Source organism: Rhodococcus sp. P4_F5 (genome assembly GCF_056401315.1).
The window spans coordinates 25,538-41,378 of the sequence record NZ_JBFUJP010000074.1 but is presented as its reverse complement, the minus strand read 5'-3'; the positions used below and the strand labels follow the sequence as shown (position 1 = coordinate 41,378).

The following is a 15,841-nucleotide window of genomic DNA, read 5'->3' as shown; positions in this document are numbered from 1 at the left end:
CTCCCCCGCCGCCGCGCCGGCGGCCCACAGCGCCTGCCGCCGCGAGCCGGCGAAGCAGCCCAGTGCGCCGGCCGTGGCGAGCGACTCGGCCTGCGCGGTGCTCAGCCCCACCCGGCCCGTCAGGTCCAGCAGCGAGGCGAACGGGCCGCCCTCCTTCCGGGCCTCGACGATCTTCTCCGCGAGCGCCGACCCGATGTGCCGCACCGCGCCGAGACCCAGGCGCACCTCGGCGCCCCCACGCTCGAGTCCGGCGTGGGCGAGGGAGGCGTTCACGTCCGGCCCGTGCACCCGCACCCCGTGCCTGCGGGCGTCGGCCACCAGCGACTGCGGCGAGTAGAAACCCATCGGCTGGGCTCGCAGCAGCCCCGCGCAGAACGCCGCCGGATGGTGCAGCTTGAACCAGGCCGAGTAGAACACCAGCGAGGCGAAGGACTGCGAATGGCTCTCGGGGAAGCCGAAATTGGCGAAGGCGTAGAGCTTCTCGTAGATCCGGTCGGCCACCTCGCCGGTGATGCCGTGCAGCTCGCGCATGCCGTCGTACAGCCGGCCCCTGAGCCGCTCCATCCGCTCCGGCGACCGCTTCGACCCCATCGCCCGGCGCAACTGGTCGGCCTCGGCGGCGGTGAACCCGGCGACGTCCACCGCCATCTGCATCAGCTGCTCCTGGAACAGCGGGACGCCGAGGGTGCGTTCGAGCGAGTTCTCCAGCGAGGGATGGTCGTAGGTGACGGGCTCGAGCTTGTTGCGGCGCCGGATGTACGGGTGCACCGAGCCGCCCTGGATGGGGCCGGGCCGGATCAGCGCGACCTCCACCACCAGGTCGTAGAAGGTGCGGGGCCGCAGCCGCGGCAGGGTCGCCATCTGGGCCCGGGACTCCACCTGGAACACACCGACCGAGTCTGCCCGGCACAGCATCTCGTAGACCGCGGCCTCGGACAGGTCCAGCCGCGCCAGGTCCACCTCGACGCCCTCGTGCTCGGCGACCAGGTCGATCATGTAGTGCAGGGCCGAGAGCATGCCGAGACCGAGCAGGTCGAACTTCACCAGGCCCACCGCGGCGCAGTCGTCCTTGTCCCACTGCAACACACTGCGGTTCTCCATCCGCGCCCACTCCACCGGGCACACGTCCGCGATCGGCCGGTCGCAGATCACCATCCCTCCGGAGTGGATACCGAGATGCCGTGGGAATCCCTCGATCTCGCCGGCCAGCTCGAGCACCGCTCGCGGGATGTCGGTGCCGGTCTCGTCCTTCACGCCGCTCCACCGGCTGACCTGTTTGCTCCACGCATCCTGCTGGCCCTGCGAGTAGCCCAGCGCGCGGGCCATGTCCCGCACCGCCATCTTGCCGCGGTAGGTGATGACGTTGGCGACCTGCGCGGCGTAGTCGCGGCCGTACCTGCCGTAGACGTACTGGATGGCCTCCTCCCGCCGGTCCGACTCGATGTCCACGTCGATGTCCGGCGGGCCGTCCCGCTCCGGGGAGAGGAACCGCTCGAAGAGCAGCCGGTTCCCCACCGGGTCGACGTTGGTGATCCCGATGGCGTAGCAGACCGCCGAGTTGGCCGCCGACCCCCGGCCCTGACAGAGGATGTCGTTGCGGCGACAGAAGGACACGATGTCGTGGACCACCAGGAAGTAGCCCGGAAACGTCAGCTGGGCAACGATTGTCAGTTCGTGCTCGATCTGCCGGTAGGCGTCGGGACGCTGCTCGGGGGTGCCGTAGCGCCGGAGCGCGCCGGCCATCGTCAGCTCCCGCAGCCAGCTGTCCTCGGTGTGCCCGTCGGGGACGTCGAACGGCGGCAGCCGCGGCGCGATCAGCCGCAGGTCGAAGGCGCACTCGCGGCCCAGTTCCGCGGCGGCGAGCACGGCGCCCGGGTGTGCGGCGAACAACCGCGCCATCTCCGCGCCGGAGCGCAGGTGCGCGCCCCCGGTCGGGGCCAGCCAGCCTGCCGCCTCGTCCAGGCTCCGCCGGGACCGCACCGCGGCCATCGCCATCGCCAGCCGTCGCCGGGACGGCCGCGCGAAATGTGCTGCGGTGGAGGCGATGACGGGCAGCCCGCAGCGGTCCGCGAGGTCGGCCAGGACGGCGTTGCGCTCGTCGTCCTCGGCGACGCCCTGATGGGTGAGCTCGACGGTGACCCGGTCGGACCCGAATCGCTCGACCAGCCCCCGCAACTCGGACTCGGCGGCCGCGGCGCCGCCCTCCGCGAGCGCCGCGCGCACGTGCCCCTTGCGGCAGCCCGTGAGGATCTGCCAGTGCCCGCCCGCGGCGGCGGTCAGCGCGTCGAGGTCGTACCGGGGCCGGCCCTTCTCGCCACCGGCCAGGTGCGCCGCGGCGAGCTGCCGGGACAGCCGCCGGTAGCCCTCCCCGCCGCGGGCCAGCACCAGCAGGTGGGTGCCGTCCGGGTCCGCGGCGCCGGTTCGCGGGTCGGCCGAGCCCGAACCCTGTGGCGGCAGGGACAGCTCGGCCCCGAAGACGGTGCGCATGCCCAGCTCCTTGGCGGCCTCCGCGAACCGCACCACGCCGTAGAGCCCGTCGTGGTCGGTCAGCGCGACCGCCTCGAGGCCGAGCCGGACGGCCTCCTCCACCAGCTCCTCGGGTGGGCTCGCGCCGTCCAGGAAGCTGAAGGCCGAGTGCGCGTGCAGTTCCGCGTAGGGCACGGTCGGCGCCGCGTCCGGGACGATGGCGCCGCCGCGGTACTCACCGCGCTTGCGGGACCAGGCCGGGCTGTCGCTGCCGTCGCCGGGGTACATCGCCTCCGGCGGGTTCCGCCCCGGACGACCCGAGAGCACCCGCTCCATCTCCGACCACGTCGGCGGCCCGTTGCCCCAGCCCATTGCCGCTCCTTCCCGTCCGCATCCGCAGCAGAGAGCTCTGCCTGCGGTGCCCGAGCGGGGAAGTCGCATCGAACGTGCGTTCTATTCTGCGACGCGGGGCGGCGGGGTGTCAACCGGCGGGGTCGGCCGCGGCGTCCCCGCCACGTCACACGACGAGCACGGCGGCGCCGCTCACCCGGCCCTCTCGCAGGTCCGTGAGCGCACGGTCCGCCTCGTCGAACGAGTAGGCGTTGGCGGTGACGAGGAGCCGGTGCGCGCCCGCGAACTCGAGGAACTCCCGGGCGTCCGCGCGGGTGTTGGCGGTGACCGACCGCAGCCGACGCTCCTCGAACAGGTGCCGTTGGTAGTTCAGCCGCGGGATGTCGGACAGGTGGATGCCCGCGACCGCCAGCGTGCCGCCGCGGTCCAGTGCCTCGAGCGCGGGCGGAACGAGCGTGCCGACCGGGGCGAACAGGATCGCCGAGTCCAGCGGCACCGGCGGCGGATCCGCCGCATCCTGCGCCGACGACGCCCCGAGGTCGAGCGCCAGCGACCGCGCCCGCGCCCCACGGGTCATCACGTGCACCTCGGCGCCCCGCGCGAGGGCGACCTGCGCGGCGAGGTGTGCGCTGCCGCCGAACCCGTAGATGCCCAGCCTGCCACCCTCCGGAAGTTCGGCACAGGCCAGTGCCCGGTACCCGATGATCCCGGCGCACAGCAGCGGCGCCAGTTCCTCGTCGAGGTAGCCGTCGGGCAGCCGGTGCGCGAACGCGGCCGGCACGACGGCGTACTCCGCGTAGCCGCCGTCGACGTCCCAGCCGGTGTACCGCGAACCGGGACACAGGTTCTCCCGCCCGGCGAGGCAGTACCGGCACTCCCCGCAGGTCTGCCGGAGCCAGCCGATGCCGATCCGGTCGCCGAGCCCGAATCCCGGGCCCACCTCGCCGCCCCAGTCCACGACCTCGCCGACCACCTCGTGACCGGGCACCACGCCGGGCCGGTGCACCGGCAGGTCGCCCTCGGCCACGTGCAGGTCCGTCCGGCACACGCCGCACACCCGGACCCGCACCAGGAGCTCGTCCGGCCCGGGCGACGGCACCGGCATCGACACCTGATCCAGCGGTCTGCCGCGGATCGGCCCGGGCCGGCGAACCTGCCACCCGGTCATGACGCCGGGAACGTCCATGCGGACAACTCTGCACCCCTGCGCCGCCCGGCACCAGCGTCCGGAGGTGACCGACCGAAAACCCGGACGCCGTCGGTAGAGTCGTGGCGCCGTCCCGACCCCACCTGAAGAGAGCAGCAACATCTATGACGCGCTGGGCCTCGTTCGTCGTCTCCCGGAAATGGTGGGTACTGGTCCTCGCGGTCCTCACCGTCGTGGTCAGCGGGCTGTGGGGACTCGGCGTCTTCTCCAAGCTCAGCCAGGGCGGGTACGTCGACCCGAACAGTGAGGCGGCCCAGGTCAGTTCGCTGGTCCACGACCGCCTCGGGTCGCAGTCCCCCGACATCGTGGCGATCTACACCGCACCCGAGGGCCGGACGCTCGCCGACATCGGCCCCGAGGTCCAGCAGACGCTCGCCGCGTTCAAGGAGCAGGTGCCGACGCGGTCCGTCGTCTCGTACTGGTCCGTGGACCCCGCCTCCGCGGCGCAGCTGACCTCCAACGACGGCACCAAGGCCGTGGCGACCGTCTCGATCGACTGGGACGCCGGGCCGCAGCTCGCCGACCTCGACGAGATGACCCGTGCGCTCAGCCCACCGGGGATCGACGCCCAGTTCGGCGGCGGCACCGTGGTCGGGAACTCGTTCAGCCAGCACCTGCAGCAGGACCTGGTGCGCGCCGAGGCGATCGCGCTGCCCATCACCCTGCTGCTGCTGGTGCTGGTCTTCGGCACCGTCGTGGCCGCCGCCGTCCCGGTGTTCGTCGGCATGCTCACCGTCTTCAGCGCGTTCGCCACGCTCCGCATCCTGACCATGTTCACCGAGGTCAGCTCGTTCGCCCTGAACGTGGCCTCGCTGCTGGGCCTGGGTCTGGCCATCGACTACGGCCTGTTCGTCGTCAGCCGGTACCGGGAGGAACTCGCCGCGGGCAGCGAACCGGGCGAGGCGGTGCGCCGGACCGTCACCACGGCGGGCCGGACGGTGCTGTTCTCCGGTCTGCTGCTGGTGTGCGCCTTCGCCGGCATGCTCGTCTTCCCGCAGGCGGTCATCCGGTCGCTCGGCTTCGGCGCGATCGCCGCGGTGATCAGCGCGGCGCTGCTCTCGCTCACCGCGGTGCCCGCCCTGCTCGCCGTCCTCGGCCACCGGATCAACTCGCTGGCCTGGCGGCGCGGCGCCGTCGAGCGCGGCGAGGAGCGGGCGACCCGGTTCTGGGGCGGCGTCGTCACCCGGGTGATGCGCCGGCCGGTCACCTTCGCGGTCACCATCGTCGCGGGCCTGCTGCTGCTGGCGTCCCCGCTGCTCGGCGCCTCCCTCGGCGAGATCACCTACACCGCACTGCCCCCGGACGACCCCGCCCGGGCGGCCTCGCAGACCCTGGCCACCGAGTTCCCCACCACCGGCGAGGCGGCCAGCGTCCTGGTGCGCGGCGAGGACGGGGCACCGCCGACCACCGCGCAGCTCGCCGACGTCGGCGCCCAGGCCCGCGCCCTCGACGGGGTCAGCCAGGTGCGGATGGTCGCGGCCGCCGACGACTTCGCGCTGCTGCAGGCCACCTACGCCGAGGGCACGGCGCCCGCCGACACCGTGCAGGAACTGCGCGCCATCGACGCGCCGGCCGGCACCGACGTGAAGGTCGGCGGTGGTGCGGCGCTCACCCTCGACGGCAACACCTCCATCGCCGAGAACCTGCCCCTGATGATCGCGATCATGGTCGGCTCCACCCTCGTGCTGCTGTTCCTGGCCTTCGGGTCGGTGGTGCTGCCGGTCAAGGCCGTCGCGATGGCGGGGCTCAGCCTGGCCGCCACCTTCGGCGTGCTCACCTGGGTGTTCCAGAACGGTCACGGCGCCGCGATGCTGGGCGTGACCCCGAACCCACTCGAACCGACGTTCGTGGTGCTGATCCTGGCGGTGGTCTTCGGACTGTCCACCGACTACGAGGTGTTCCTGATGTCCCGGATGGTCGAGGCCCGGGAGAACGGCGCGAGCACCGAGGACGCCGTCCGGATCGGCACCGAACGGACCGGCCGGATCGTCACGGCGGCGGCCGCGCTGCTGATCATCGTGACCGGGGCCTTCACCCTGTCCGGGCTGTCGATCATGCGGTTCCTGGGCGTCGGCATGATCGTCGCGTTGATCATCGACGCCACCGTGGTGCGAATGCTGCTGGTGCCCTCGCTGGTCAAGCTGATGGGCGAGGCCAACTGGTGGGCACCGGCCTGGATGAGACGGGTGTACGAGAAGGTCGGCATCGGGCACTAGTCACGGGGCCCGGCGCGCGGACCGCGCGCCGGGTCAGGAGTGCAGCCGGGTCAGGAGTGCAGCCGGGTCAGGAGTGCAGCCGGGTCAGGAGTGCAGCGGCGCCAGGAGGACGGGGCTCGGGTCGGTGGGAGTGCTGACGCCCAGGGCCGCGGCCTCGTGCATCGGCAGTCCGACCGCCATCTGCATGGACATCTTCTTCTCGCCGCCCGCGACGAAGCTGCCGGCGGGCATCCTGCTCCCGTCCGGACGCTCGAGCCACACCGCGTATCGCTGGCCCTGCGGCAGGCCGGTGACGTCGAGGGCGATGCTGGTGCCCCAGTTGCGGTTCTCCACGCTGGCCGAGGCCTGTACACCGGCGGGCGGCTCGGCGAAGGCGACCGACTGAGAGCTGTTGCCCGGCTGGGAGTTCCGCTGCCCGGCGACGACGAAGACTCCTCCCAGCGCGACGACCAGCACCGCCGCCGCCGCGGCGAGCCGCACGGTCCGGACCGAGCGCTTCCGGCGTCGCTCCTGCTCGACCGCGGTGAACACCGCGGTGCGCAGCGCCGGGGGCGGACCGGCGGGCTGATCGTCGACCCGCTCGGGGTCGGCCCGGCGCAGGGCCCGGGCGACGCCGCGCAGTTCGCGCAGTTCGGACCGGCAGTCCGGGCAGCCGTCGAGGTGGGCCTGCAGCGCCACCGCCGCGGCCGGTTCGAGCCGGTCCAGGGCGTACATGCCGAGCTGGGTTCGCATCTGCGGGCACTGGTCAGTAGTCACCGTGCCACCCCATTTCTTCCAGTACGAGCTTGAGGGCCTTGAGACCGTAGTAGACGCGACTGCGGACGGTGCCCTCGGGGATCCCGAGCGCGGCGGCGACCTCGGCGGCCGGCCGGTCGCGCAGGTGCACCTCGACGAGAACCTGCCGGTGCTGCTCGGACAGCCGGCGCAGGGCCTCCTCCACCTGCAGGCCCACCACCAGTTCCTCCAGCGGCTGCGAGGCGCTGGGGGCATCGGCCGGTTCGGCGGCGGCCAGYGGCGGCCGGCTGGCCCGGGCGCGGCTGATGTCGATGACGATGTTGCGGCAGATCGAGAACAACCAGGTGCGCAGCGACGCCGTGTCCGGCTGGAAGCTGTGCGCCGCCCGCCAGGCCCGCAGGAACGTCTCCTGCACGGCCTCCTCCGCGCCGCCCGCGTCGCCCAGGGAGCGGTGCGCGAACCGGAACAGCTCGCCGCCGTGGTCCTCGTACGCCGCGCGCAGCGCGGCCTCGTCGCCGAGCCCGCCGGCATGCCGGTGTTGCGAGATCAGCCGCATGCCTTTCACCTCCGCACCATCGTGTCCCCAACGCGCCGGTCACCGGCGAAGTTCTCACCCGGGTATACGGATCGGTCCCTCGAATCCTTCACGCCGCCGGGACGACAAGCGAGTGACATGTCACACAGTCACGGAGTGAACGTGCGCGGCGCCCGCGTCCGTATTCCCGGTCAGCTCGCACAACTGCGATCACGAACGGAAGCGAGACAACGATGAAGAAGCGAACGCCCCTGGCACAGACCGTCGGGCTCGGCGCCGCGCTGGTGTTGCTGTCCGGCTGCGGCAGCGACACCGCCACGCAGGACGCCCAGCCGACCAGCCCTGCCCCGAAGGCCTCCGCCGCCCCGGCCTCCCCCACCCCCTCCGACGCCGTCCCCGTGGCGCAGCTCGGCGCCACCAGCACCGCCCTCGGCGACGTCGTGACCGACGCGGCCGGCTACACGCTGTACTGGTTCACGCAGGACACCCCGACGACGTCCGCCTGCGTCGGGCAGTGCGCCACGATCTGGCCGCCGACGCTCGGCGCCCCGAAGGCGGCCGCCGGGACGGATCTCCCCGGCACGCTGGGCACCGTCACCCGCCCCGACGGCGGGGCGCAGCAGGCGGTGTACGACGGCCGCCCGCTGTACCGGTTCGCGAAGGACGACGCGCCGGGCCAGACCAACGGCGAGGGCGTCAAGGGCCAGTGGCACGTCGCCCTGGTGACCCCGGCGCCGACCGCGCCCGCCGCCGGCCAGTAGGGAGGAGGCGATGGCGGACGACACCGAGCGGCGGATCCTTCGGTCACGCACGGACATCAGTCGGCGCGGCGTCCTCCTCGGGTTGGCCGCCGTCGGGGGGATCGCCGCGGTGGACGTCGGCGGTTTCCTCTACGCCAAGGGCTGGTTGACGCCGGACACGCTGACGCCGTCGCGAATAGCCGACCGCTTCGAGCAGCTGGGCGGCAAGCACGAAGGGTTCCGGCGCAACCACGCCAAAGGACTCAGTGCCACTGGGCATTTCGACAGCAACGGGGCCGGCGCCGCGGTGTCCACCGCCGTCGTCTTCCAGCCCGGACGGGTTCCGGTGACCGGCCGGTTCTCGCTCTCGGGAAGCCTGCCCGACGCCGCCGACGCGAGCGCCACCGTCCGCGGCCTGGGGTTGGCGTTCGCGCTGCCGAACGGGGAGCAGTGGCGCACCGCGATGGTCAACCTCCCGGTCTTCCTCGACAGCACCCCACAAGGCTTCTACGAACGACTGCTCGCCTCCAAACCCGTTGCCGCAACCGGGAAACCCGATCCGGAGAAGATGGCCGAGTTCCTGGCCGGGCACCCGGAGACCGCGGCGGCCATGCAGGTCGTCCGGCAGCACCCGGCGACCTCCGGGTTCGGCGACAGCACCTTCCGCGGACTCAACGCGTTCCGTGTCACCGACGCCGCCGGGGTCACCGCTCCGGTGCGCTGGATGCTCGTCCCCGAGCGACCACCCGCGCCGGCCGGCCAGGCGCAGCCCGGCAAGAACTACCTCTTCGACGAGGTGATCCGCGCGGTCGCCGCCGAACCGCTGCGGTGGCGCCTGGTCCTCACCATCGGCGAACCCGGCGACCCGACCCACGACGCCACCAAGGCCTGGCCCGAGGGCAGGCGCACCGTCGACGTCGGCACCGTGACGATCGACTCGGTGCAGACCGAGGAGGCGGGCAACGCCCGGGACGTCAACTTCGACCCGCTCGTGCTCCCCGCTGGCATCTCGGCGTCGGACGACCCCCTGCTCAACGCGCGGTCGGCGGTCTACGCCCGGTCCTTCACCCGCCGATCCGGCGAACCCACCCGGCCGAGCGCCGTCACCGTCCAGGAGGTGCTCGATGCCCGCTGAGCCGACCCCCGGCCCCGCCCGGTACGCCCTTCCGTCGCGCCTGCTGCACTGGGTCATGGCGGTCCTGGTCATCGCCCAACTCGTCGTCGGCGCCGCCATGATCGCCTCGCTGACCGACTACGCGCGACTGCGGGCCGTCCACGAACCGCTGGGGATCGCGATCCTCGTCCTGGTGGTGATCCGGATCGGAAACCGGTTGCGTCGCCGGCCGCCGCCGTTCCCGTCCACCATGCGACCCCTGGAACGCCTCGTGGCGAAGGGAACCGAGTACCTGCTCTACGCGCTGATGTTGGCGCAGCCGTTGATCGGATGGGCCATGCTCTCGAGCGCGGGGTCCCCGATCGTGATCTACGAAGGCCTGCACCTGCCGGCCATCGCACCGCAGGACGCGGGCACCTACGCGATGCTGCGACAGGCCCACACGGTTCTGGCCTACCTGCTGTTCCTGACGTTCACCGCGCACATGTGCGCAGTCGCGTTCCACACCCTGGTGCTGCGCGACCGACTCCTCGACCGGATGACGCCGCTGCCGGTCCGGTCGGACTAGGGTCCGGCGCGCTCGGTGACCGCGGCGGCGACCACCGCGGTCACCGACTTCGCCAGTGCGCCGCAACTCGGCGGTCGCGCCTCGAGTTCGACGCGGGTGGTCTCGACCGCCCAGGACCGGCCGTCGCGGTGCCGCACCAACGCCCCGGCCTCCCGCCCTCCCACCAGGACGTCCTCGACGGTCAGGTCCGCGTCGGACGCCGAGACCCGTTCCCGCACCACGATTTCCGCGACCTGGCCGTCCGGGCTCCAGCAGCTGCGCCCGCGCAGGCCCGGCAGGTACACCTCGCCCCGGCCCGCCGCGAGCACCGCCTCGACGCTGGCCTCGGGGCCGAGCCTGCCGTAGGTCAGTCCGGTCGGCAGCAGGATCAGCGACGGCGCGAACCGGTGCCCACCGGTGTGCGAGCACTCCCACACCGCGTCACCGAACCGGTCCGCGAGCGTCGCGGCGACCGGACGGCCCAGCACCGCGCAGCACAGGTCGCGTTTGCCGTGCGCGCACACCAGCGCGACCGGGTCGCTGACCGGCGTCCCGATTCCCGGCGAGGCCGCGGTCAGCGTCAGGTCGAGGTCGAGCAGGTCGGCCGGGTCGGCGACGTCGAACCGCTCGCACCACCCGCCGGCCGGGTCCGGGCGGCCGAACAGCACGGTGCGGCGGGCCGGCCAGGCGGCGCGGCCGGGACGACGGATCAGCAGCAGTCGCACCCCCGCCGCCTCGGTGTGCCGTTGCAGCGCCTCGGACAGGTCCGGGTCGAAGGCCTCGCCGCCGAACACGTCGCGGCCCCACGCCCCCGGATGTTCCAGGCAGAGCCAGCCCGCGGTCTGCGAGGCGGTGCCGGGCAGCGGTTCGTCCACCGCGGACATCGCCGAACAGGTCGACGCGACCGCCGCGGCGGTCGTCTCGTCGACGCCGGGGGCGTCGTAGTCTGCGGTGCGGGCTGGCTCGGTCACCGCACCATTGTGCCCGCGGCGGTCGTCAGTTCGGCGGAGTGCCCTCCGCGAACATCTGGACGAACTTCTCGATCCGGCGGGCCCGGGTCTCCGGCCTCTTCGCGTCCTGCAGGCGATAGACGACGGCGTACCGGTTGGACTTGTTCATCGTCGCGAAGAACTCCTCCGCCGCGGGCACCTTCGCCAACGCGTCGAGGAAATCCTGCGGCACGGTCGCCGTGGCCTGCCCCTCGTAGGCACGGTCCCAGCGCCCGTCCGCCCGGGCCGCCGCGATCGCGGCCTGCCCGGCGGGCTGCATCAGCCCGTCGGCGATCAGCCGCTCGGTCTTCTCCCGGTTGCGCTTCGACCAGGGACTCCGGGCCCGGCGGGGGGTGAAGCCCCGCAGCCAGAACTCGTCGTCGAGGGGGCGGGCCTGGCCGTCGATCCAGCCGAAGCACAGGGCGATGTCCAGTGCCTGGTCGTAGCTGACACTTGTGTGCCCCGAGTCCTTCTTGGCGAACTTGAGCCAGATCCCGGGCGAGCGGTCGTGCTGTTCAGCGAGCCAGGCGCGAAACGCCTCCGGGTCGGGGAAGTACTCGATGCTGCGTTCGACGGCCATGGCCTCACCGTAGGCGGACGCCCGCTCAATCGCGCCGATTCCGGCGCCCGGCCGCCATGCCCGCCCACACCCGCACGAACCCCTGGGACAGGTACGCGAGCGCGCCGATGCTCAGCACCCACTTGGTGATGCTGACCGTGGAGATCGCCCGCACCCGGGCGTCGGTGATCGCCTCGCGGTGGTCGAGCAGGTGCAGGTCCACCACGTTCTCCACGTAGTCGGCGACCGCGGCCGCCACCGGCGCGACGGCCAGCGCGCGCCGGGTGGCCGACGACAGGTCGGTCAGCTGCCCGAGCCGCCGCGCGCCGGTGCACAGGGCGACGGCGTAGATCACCGGGTGCACCATGTCCGGCGCGAAATGGCTACGGAAGCGGGCGGTCTCGGACTCGTCCATGCTGTCGAGCACCGCCCGGTAGGACCGCGCGGACAACGCCGTCTGGGTCTGCAGGAGCTTCGGCGCGGTCGGGCCGAGCAGCCGCGCAATGTTGGCCTGCGACAGCACGTATGCCGCCGACCATCCGATGAGTTTGCCGTCGAGAGCCGTCAGTGCCATGCCGCGACCCTAGCCTCGATGCGCCGGCCCGATCCGGGCGTTACCGTTGTTCACGTCGTCGATGTTGACGGATCGGGACGCGGTGTTTGACGGCATGGGACGGGAGAGCACAGTTGCCGAGGTTGCGTAGCGCGGTCTTGAACGGATACCTCGAGGTGGCGAAGTCGGTCGGGTTGAACCCGTACCCGCTGATGCGGGTCTCCGGTCTGGACCCGGCGACATTCTCCGCCACCGAGGGGTGGATCGAGGCGAAGTGCGTGGTCGAGCTGTTCGAACTCTCCGCGCTGCAGTCCGGCTGCGACGACTTCGGCGTCAGGATGTTGGGCAACCGCGGCGTGTCGAACCTGGGCCCGGTCGGCCTGATCGCCCGCGAGGAGCCGGACGTGCGCAGTGCGATGGGAATCGTGCTGCGCCACATGAGCTTGCACAACGAGGCGATCCTCCTGGACCTGACCGAATCGGGGGGCCTGGCCACGATCCAGGTCCGGCCGGCGACCGACATGGCACTCGGACGCCAGTCCACCGAACTGGTCGTCGCGTCGATCTTCCGGATCCTGTCCGACTTCCTGCCCGACGGATGGCTGCCCGTGGCCACCTGCTTCGCCCACGGAGCCCCCGCCAACGGGGAGGTGCATGCCCGCGTCTTCGGCCCGTCGATCTACTACGACCACGAGATCGACGGGATCATCACCGCGACCGGCGACCTGGACGCACCGAACCGCCTGTCGAACCCGGTCCTGCGACCGTTCGCGCAGGAGTACCTCGGGCTGCTGGCGCCGCGCGAGAACTCCTCCACCGCCGGGCAGGTTCGGGACCTGATCGCCACCCTGCTGCCGACGGAGCACTGTTCGGTCACCCGCATCGCACACAGCCTGCGGATGGACAGGCGGACCCTGCACCGGCGACTGGCGCAGTCGGGCGAGACGTACTCCTCCATCCTCGACTCGGTTCGCAAGGAGCACGCCACGGCGTCCATCGCGCGGGGAGACCGCTCCTTCACCGAGATCTCCTCGGAGCTGGGGTTCTCGGAACTGAGCGCGTTCTCCCGGTGGTTCCGCCAACAGTTCGGGGTCAGCCCGAAGGCCTGGTCGGTCGACCAGGGCCAGCCTGTCCCAGAACGTCAACAATATTGACCTAATCCGTCAAATGTGACGCCGCCGGGCTGCCTACAGTGATTCACGTCACCCCAATCCCCGGCCGTAGCCCGCATCACAGATGGAGTCCTGGCATGAATTTCCACGACGACGCACTCTTCCCGGAGAACCAGGACAAGCTGGTCATCACCGTTGYGCCCTACGGCCCGGAGTGGGCGGTCGAGGACTTCCCCGAGGACCTGCCCCTGACGATGGACGAGCACGTCCAGCAGGCCGTCGACTGCTTCGAGGCCGGCGCCACCGTGCTGCACATCCACGTCCGCGAGGAGGACGGCAAGGGCTCCAAGCGCCTGTCGAAGTTCAACGAGCTCCTCGGCCGCCTCCGCGAGGCCGTGCCGGAGATGATCCTGCAGGTCGGCGGCTCGATCTCCTTCGCCCCCGAGGGCGACGGCGCGGACGCCAAGTGGCTCTCCGACGACGTGCGCCACATGCTCGCCGAGCTGGACCCGAAGCCGGACCAGGTCACCATCGCGATCAACACCAGCCAGATGAACATCATGGASCTGATGACCCCGGGCGACATCAAGGGCACCTCCCTGGAGAACGCCGAGCTGKCCACGACCTACCGCGAGATGACCGTCCCCGCCGGCCCSGAGTGGGTCGAGGAGCACCTGCGTCGCCTGCAGGCCGCCGGCATCCAGCCGCACTTCCAGCTCTCGTCCATCCCGCAGCTCGAGACCGTCGAGCGCCTGATCCGCCGCGGCTTCTACACCGGCCCGCTGAACCTGACCTGGGTCGCGATCGGCGGCGGCTTCGACGGCCCGAACCCGTACAACATGATGCAGTTCGTCAACCGGGTCCCGGACGGCGCCTGCCTGACGCTGGAGACGCTGATGCGCAGCGTGCTGCCGGTGAACACGATGGCCATCGCGATGGGTCTGCACCCGCGCTGCGGCAACGAGGACAACCTGTGGGCCCCGAACGGCGAGGTCAAGATCACCTCCGCCGAGCAGGTCCGCCAGCTGGTGCGCGTCGCCAACGAGCTCGGTCGTGAGGTGGCCACCGCCAAGGAGGCCCGGGACATCTACCGGATCGGCGAGACCTACGCCGACGCCGACGAGACGCTGGCGAAGCTCGGTTACGCGCCGAACCGCAAGCCCGGCCAGAAGGGCTTCACCCAGCACTCCTGATCGAGTCATGAGCTGACCGGGACGTCGCCACGCGGCAGGGGGCATGGACCGACGAGTCCATGCCCCCACCTGGCGTATCCCGGCCGGCGGACGAGTCCGTCGCGCAGACCGTCACGCGGTTCGCGGCAATGCGCGCGAGGCCACCTCACTGATCCACAACCGACAACCGGAGTAGGTAATGAACAACAGCGAATCCCCGACCGTCGTGATCGTCCCCGGTCTGCGTGACCACGTCGCCGATCACTGGCAGACCCTCCTGGCCGAGAAGCTCGACAAGGTGGTCACCGTGCCGCCGCTCGAGCACGACAAGCTCAGCCTGTCGGCCCGGGTGGCCGCGCTGGACCACGTCCTCTCGGAGGTCTCCGGGCCCGTCGTGCTCGTTGCTCACAGCGCCGGCGTCATGATCACCGTGCACTGGGCCGCGCAGCACGACCGCCCCGTCCAGGGCGCGCTGCTGGCCGCCCCGCCGGACTTCGCATCGCCGCTGCCCGCGGGCTACCCGTCGTCCGAGGACCTCGAGAACAACGGATGGAACCCCACCCCGCTGCAGCCGCTGCCGTTCCCCAGCACCGTCGTCGCGAGCACCAACGATCCGTTGGCGGGCTACGAGCGGGTCGTCGGGTTCGCCGAGGCGTGGGGCAGCAAGCGTGTCGACGCCGGTGCCGTCGGCCACCTGAACCCGGCATCCGGCTTCGGGTACTGGCCGCAGGCCGAGGAACTGGTCCAGGACCTGATCCGGGAGACGGCGGTCCTCGGGTGACGAACAAGGTGGTCGCGTCCACGGCCGACGCCGTGGTCGACGTCGAGTCGGGGTCGTCCCTGGCGGTCGGCGGATTCGGGTTGTGCGGGATTCCGGACCGGCTGATCGCCGCGATCGCGTCCGGCGGTGCGGAGAACCTCGAGGTCTTCTCCAACAACTGCGGAACCGACGGACACGGTCTGGGAATCCTGCTGGAAGGCAAGCGGATCCGCCGGGTCACCGCTTCGTACGTGGGGGAGAACCGCGAGTTCGCCCGCCAGTACCTGACCGGTGAACTCGAGGTGGAGCTGACCCCGCAGGGCACGCTCGCCGAGAAGTTGCGTGCCGGCGGCGCCGGTATCCCGGCGTTCTTCACCCCGGCGGGCGTCGGCACCCCGATCGCCCTGGGCGGGCTGCCGTGGCGTTACCACGCCGACGGATCCGTCGCGCTCGCGTCGCCGCCGAAGGAGGTCCGCGAGTTCCGCGGCAGGCGCTACGTGCTCGAGGAGTCGATCACCGCCGACTTCGCACTGGTGCATGCGCTGATCGGGGACACCGAGGGCAATCTGGTGTTCGACAAGGCGGCGATGAACTTCAACCCGCTCGCGGCGATGGCCGGTCGGGTCTGCATCGCACAGGTCGAGCGGCTCGTCGAGCCGGGCGAGATCGACCCCGCGCAGGTGCACCTGCCGGGCATCTTCGTCGACCGGGTCGTGCACACCGGACCGCAGGACAAGAAGATCGAGAAGCGAACGGTCTCTGCCGTGGCCGGGACGGGGAACTGA

General features: G+C 71.7%; 15 protein-coding genes. 8 read left to right on the top strand and 7 right to left on the bottom strand.

Translation table 11 applies throughout. The features are described from left to right. Window positions 1-2,838 (bottom strand): error-prone DNA polymerase (locus tag AC1DU4_RS21980; protein WP_477843439.1); only part of this gene is annotated, 2,838 nt, incomplete at its 3' end. A gap of 145 nt (window positions 2,839-2,983) precedes the next feature. Further along, on the bottom strand, window positions 2,984-3,985 hold the full coding sequence (locus tag AC1DU4_RS21975) for a zinc-binding alcohol dehydrogenase family protein (protein WP_477843445.1): 1,002 nt from the start codon (window positions 3,983-3,985) through the stop codon (window positions 2,984-2,986). A 143-nt stretch (window positions 3,986-4,128) separates the two neighbouring features. On the opposite strand from AC1DU4_RS21975, the gene AC1DU4_RS21970 reads away from it, so the two are divergent. Beyond that, on the top strand, window positions 4,129-6,240 hold the full coding sequence (locus tag AC1DU4_RS21970; RefSeq protein WP_477843437.1) for an MMPL family transporter: 2,112 nt from the start codon (window positions 4,129-4,131) through the stop codon (window positions 6,238-6,240). Between the two features lie 84 nt (window positions 6,241-6,324). Here the strand turns inward: AC1DU4_RS21970 and AC1DU4_RS21965 are convergent, their stop codons facing one another. Further along, window positions 6,325-6,996, bottom strand: a complete 672-nt coding sequence (locus AC1DU4_RS21965) for an anti-sigma factor (protein WP_477843435.1) — start codon at window positions 6,994-6,996, stop codon at window positions 6,325-6,327. Continuing rightward, window positions 6,986-7,531, bottom strand: coding sequence for a sigma-70 family RNA polymerase sigma factor (locus AC1DU4_RS21960; protein WP_477843433.1), 546 nt, complete (start codon window positions 7,529-7,531; stop codon window positions 6,986-6,988). The genes AC1DU4_RS21965 and AC1DU4_RS21960 overlap by 11 nt, the downstream gene beginning before the upstream one ends. Before the next feature lie 212 nt (window positions 7,532-7,743). Between AC1DU4_RS21960 and AC1DU4_RS21955 the strand changes: the two genes are divergently transcribed. From AC1DU4_RS21955 to AC1DU4_RS21945, 3 genes are read left to right on the top strand one after another with little or no spacing between them, the layout of a single operon-like run. Next, a complete protein-coding gene (locus AC1DU4_RS21955) occupies window positions 7,744-8,271 on the top strand; it encodes a COG4315 family predicted lipoprotein (RefSeq protein ID WP_477843431.1) in 528 nt (175 codons plus the stop codon). Window positions 8,272-8,281: 10 nt separating this feature from the next. Then, window positions 8,282-9,385, top strand: a complete 1,104-nt coding sequence (locus AC1DU4_RS21950) for a catalase family peroxidase (protein WP_477843429.1) — start codon at window positions 8,282-8,284, stop codon at window positions 9,383-9,385. Further along, window positions 9,375-9,932 (top strand): cytochrome b, encoded by a 558-nt coding sequence (locus tag AC1DU4_RS21945; protein ID WP_477843427.1) that lies wholly within the window; start codon window positions 9,375-9,377, stop codon window positions 9,930-9,932. The genes AC1DU4_RS21950 and AC1DU4_RS21945 overlap by 11 nt, the downstream gene beginning before the upstream one ends. Here the strand turns inward: AC1DU4_RS21945 and AC1DU4_RS21940 are convergent. The 3 genes from AC1DU4_RS21940 to AC1DU4_RS21930 all read right to left on the bottom strand — a co-directional run bounded on the left by AC1DU4_RS21940 (window position 9,929) and on the right by AC1DU4_RS21930 (window position 12,033). Further along, window positions 9,929-10,795 (bottom strand): sucrase ferredoxin, encoded by an 867-nt coding sequence (locus tag AC1DU4_RS21940; RefSeq protein WP_477843443.1) that lies wholly within the window; start codon window positions 10,793-10,795, stop codon window positions 9,929-9,931. The two genes, AC1DU4_RS21945 and AC1DU4_RS21940, sit on opposite strands and share 4 nt — an antisense overlap. A 112-nt stretch (window positions 10,796-10,907) precedes the next feature. Beyond that, on the bottom strand, window positions 10,908-11,480 hold the full coding sequence (locus AC1DU4_RS21935) for a YdeI/OmpD-associated family protein (protein WP_477843425.1): 573 nt from the start codon (window positions 11,478-11,480) through the stop codon (window positions 10,908-10,910). A 25-nt stretch (window positions 11,481-11,505) separates the two neighbouring features. Continuing rightward, window positions 11,506-12,033, bottom strand: a complete 528-nt coding sequence (locus AC1DU4_RS21930; protein WP_477843424.1) for a hypothetical protein — start codon at window positions 12,031-12,033, stop codon at window positions 11,506-11,508. Between the two features lie 122 nt (window positions 12,034-12,155). Here AC1DU4_RS21930 and AC1DU4_RS21925 point away from each other — a divergent pair, with 122 nt between their 5' ends. The 4 genes from AC1DU4_RS21925 to AC1DU4_RS21910 all read left to right on the top strand — a co-directional run bounded on the left by AC1DU4_RS21925 (window position 12,156) and on the right by AC1DU4_RS21910 (window position 15,841). Further along, window positions 12,156-13,166 carry an AraC family transcriptional regulator gene (locus AC1DU4_RS21925; protein WP_477843422.1) on the top strand — a complete coding sequence of 337 codons (1,011 nt, stop codon included), beginning with the start codon at window positions 12,156-12,158 and terminating at the stop codon, window positions 13,164-13,166. Window positions 13,167-13,261: 95 nt separating this feature from the next. Beyond that, on the top strand, window positions 13,262-14,317 hold the full coding sequence (locus tag AC1DU4_RS21920) for a beta-keto acid cleavage family enzyme (RefSeq protein ID WP_477843420.1): 1,056 nt from the start codon (window positions 13,262-13,264) through the stop codon (window positions 14,315-14,317). Window positions 14,318-14,495: 178 nt separating this feature from the next. Next, the gene (locus tag AC1DU4_RS21915) at window positions 14,496-15,077 is read left to right on the top strand and encodes an RBBP9/YdeN family alpha/beta hydrolase (RefSeq protein WP_477843418.1); all 582 of its coding nucleotides are present in this window, start codon (window positions 14,496-14,498) and stop codon (window positions 15,075-15,077) included. Beyond that, window positions 15,074-15,841: a CoA transferase subunit A gene (locus AC1DU4_RS21910; protein WP_477843416.1), complete on the top strand. Its 768-nt coding sequence runs from the start codon at window positions 15,074-15,076 to the stop codon at window positions 15,839-15,841. The genes AC1DU4_RS21915 and AC1DU4_RS21910 overlap by 4 nt, the downstream gene beginning before the upstream one ends.

Bases quoted from the DNA above. Each gene is read 5' to 3' on its own strand.
- AC1DU4_RS21915 (WP_477843418.1), top strand. From the start codon at position 14,496: ATGAACAACAGCGAATCCCCGACCGTCGTGATCGTCCCCGGTCTGCGT.
- AC1DU4_RS21955 (WP_477843431.1), top strand. From the start codon at position 7,744: ATGAAGAAGCGAACGCCCCTGGCACAGACCGTCGGGCTCGGCGCCGCG.
- AC1DU4_RS21945 (WP_477843427.1), top strand. From the start codon at position 9,375: ATGCCCGCTGAGCCGACCCCCGGCCCCGCCCGGTACGCCCTTCCGTCG.
- AC1DU4_RS21935 (WP_477843425.1), bottom strand. From the start codon at position 11,480: ATGGCCGTCGAACGCAGCATCGAGTACTTCCCCGACCCGGAGGCGTTT.
- AC1DU4_RS21970 (WP_477843437.1), top strand. From the start codon at position 4,129: ATGACGCGCTGGGCCTCGTTCGTCGTCTCCCGGAAATGGTGGGTACTG.
- AC1DU4_RS21940 (WP_477843443.1), bottom strand. From the start codon at position 10,795: ATGTCCGCGGTGGACGAACCGCTGCCCGGCACCGCCTCGCAGACCGCG.
- AC1DU4_RS21950 (WP_477843429.1), top strand. From the start codon at position 8,282: ATGGCGGACGACACCGAGCGGCGGATCCTTCGGTCACGCACGGACATC.
- AC1DU4_RS21930 (WP_477843424.1), bottom strand. From the start codon at position 12,033: ATGGCACTGACGGCTCTCGACGGCAAACTCATCGGATGGTCGGCGGCA.
- AC1DU4_RS21975 (WP_477843445.1), bottom strand. From the start codon at position 3,985: ATGACCGGGTGGCAGGTTCGCCGGCCCGGGCCGATCCGCGGCAGACCG.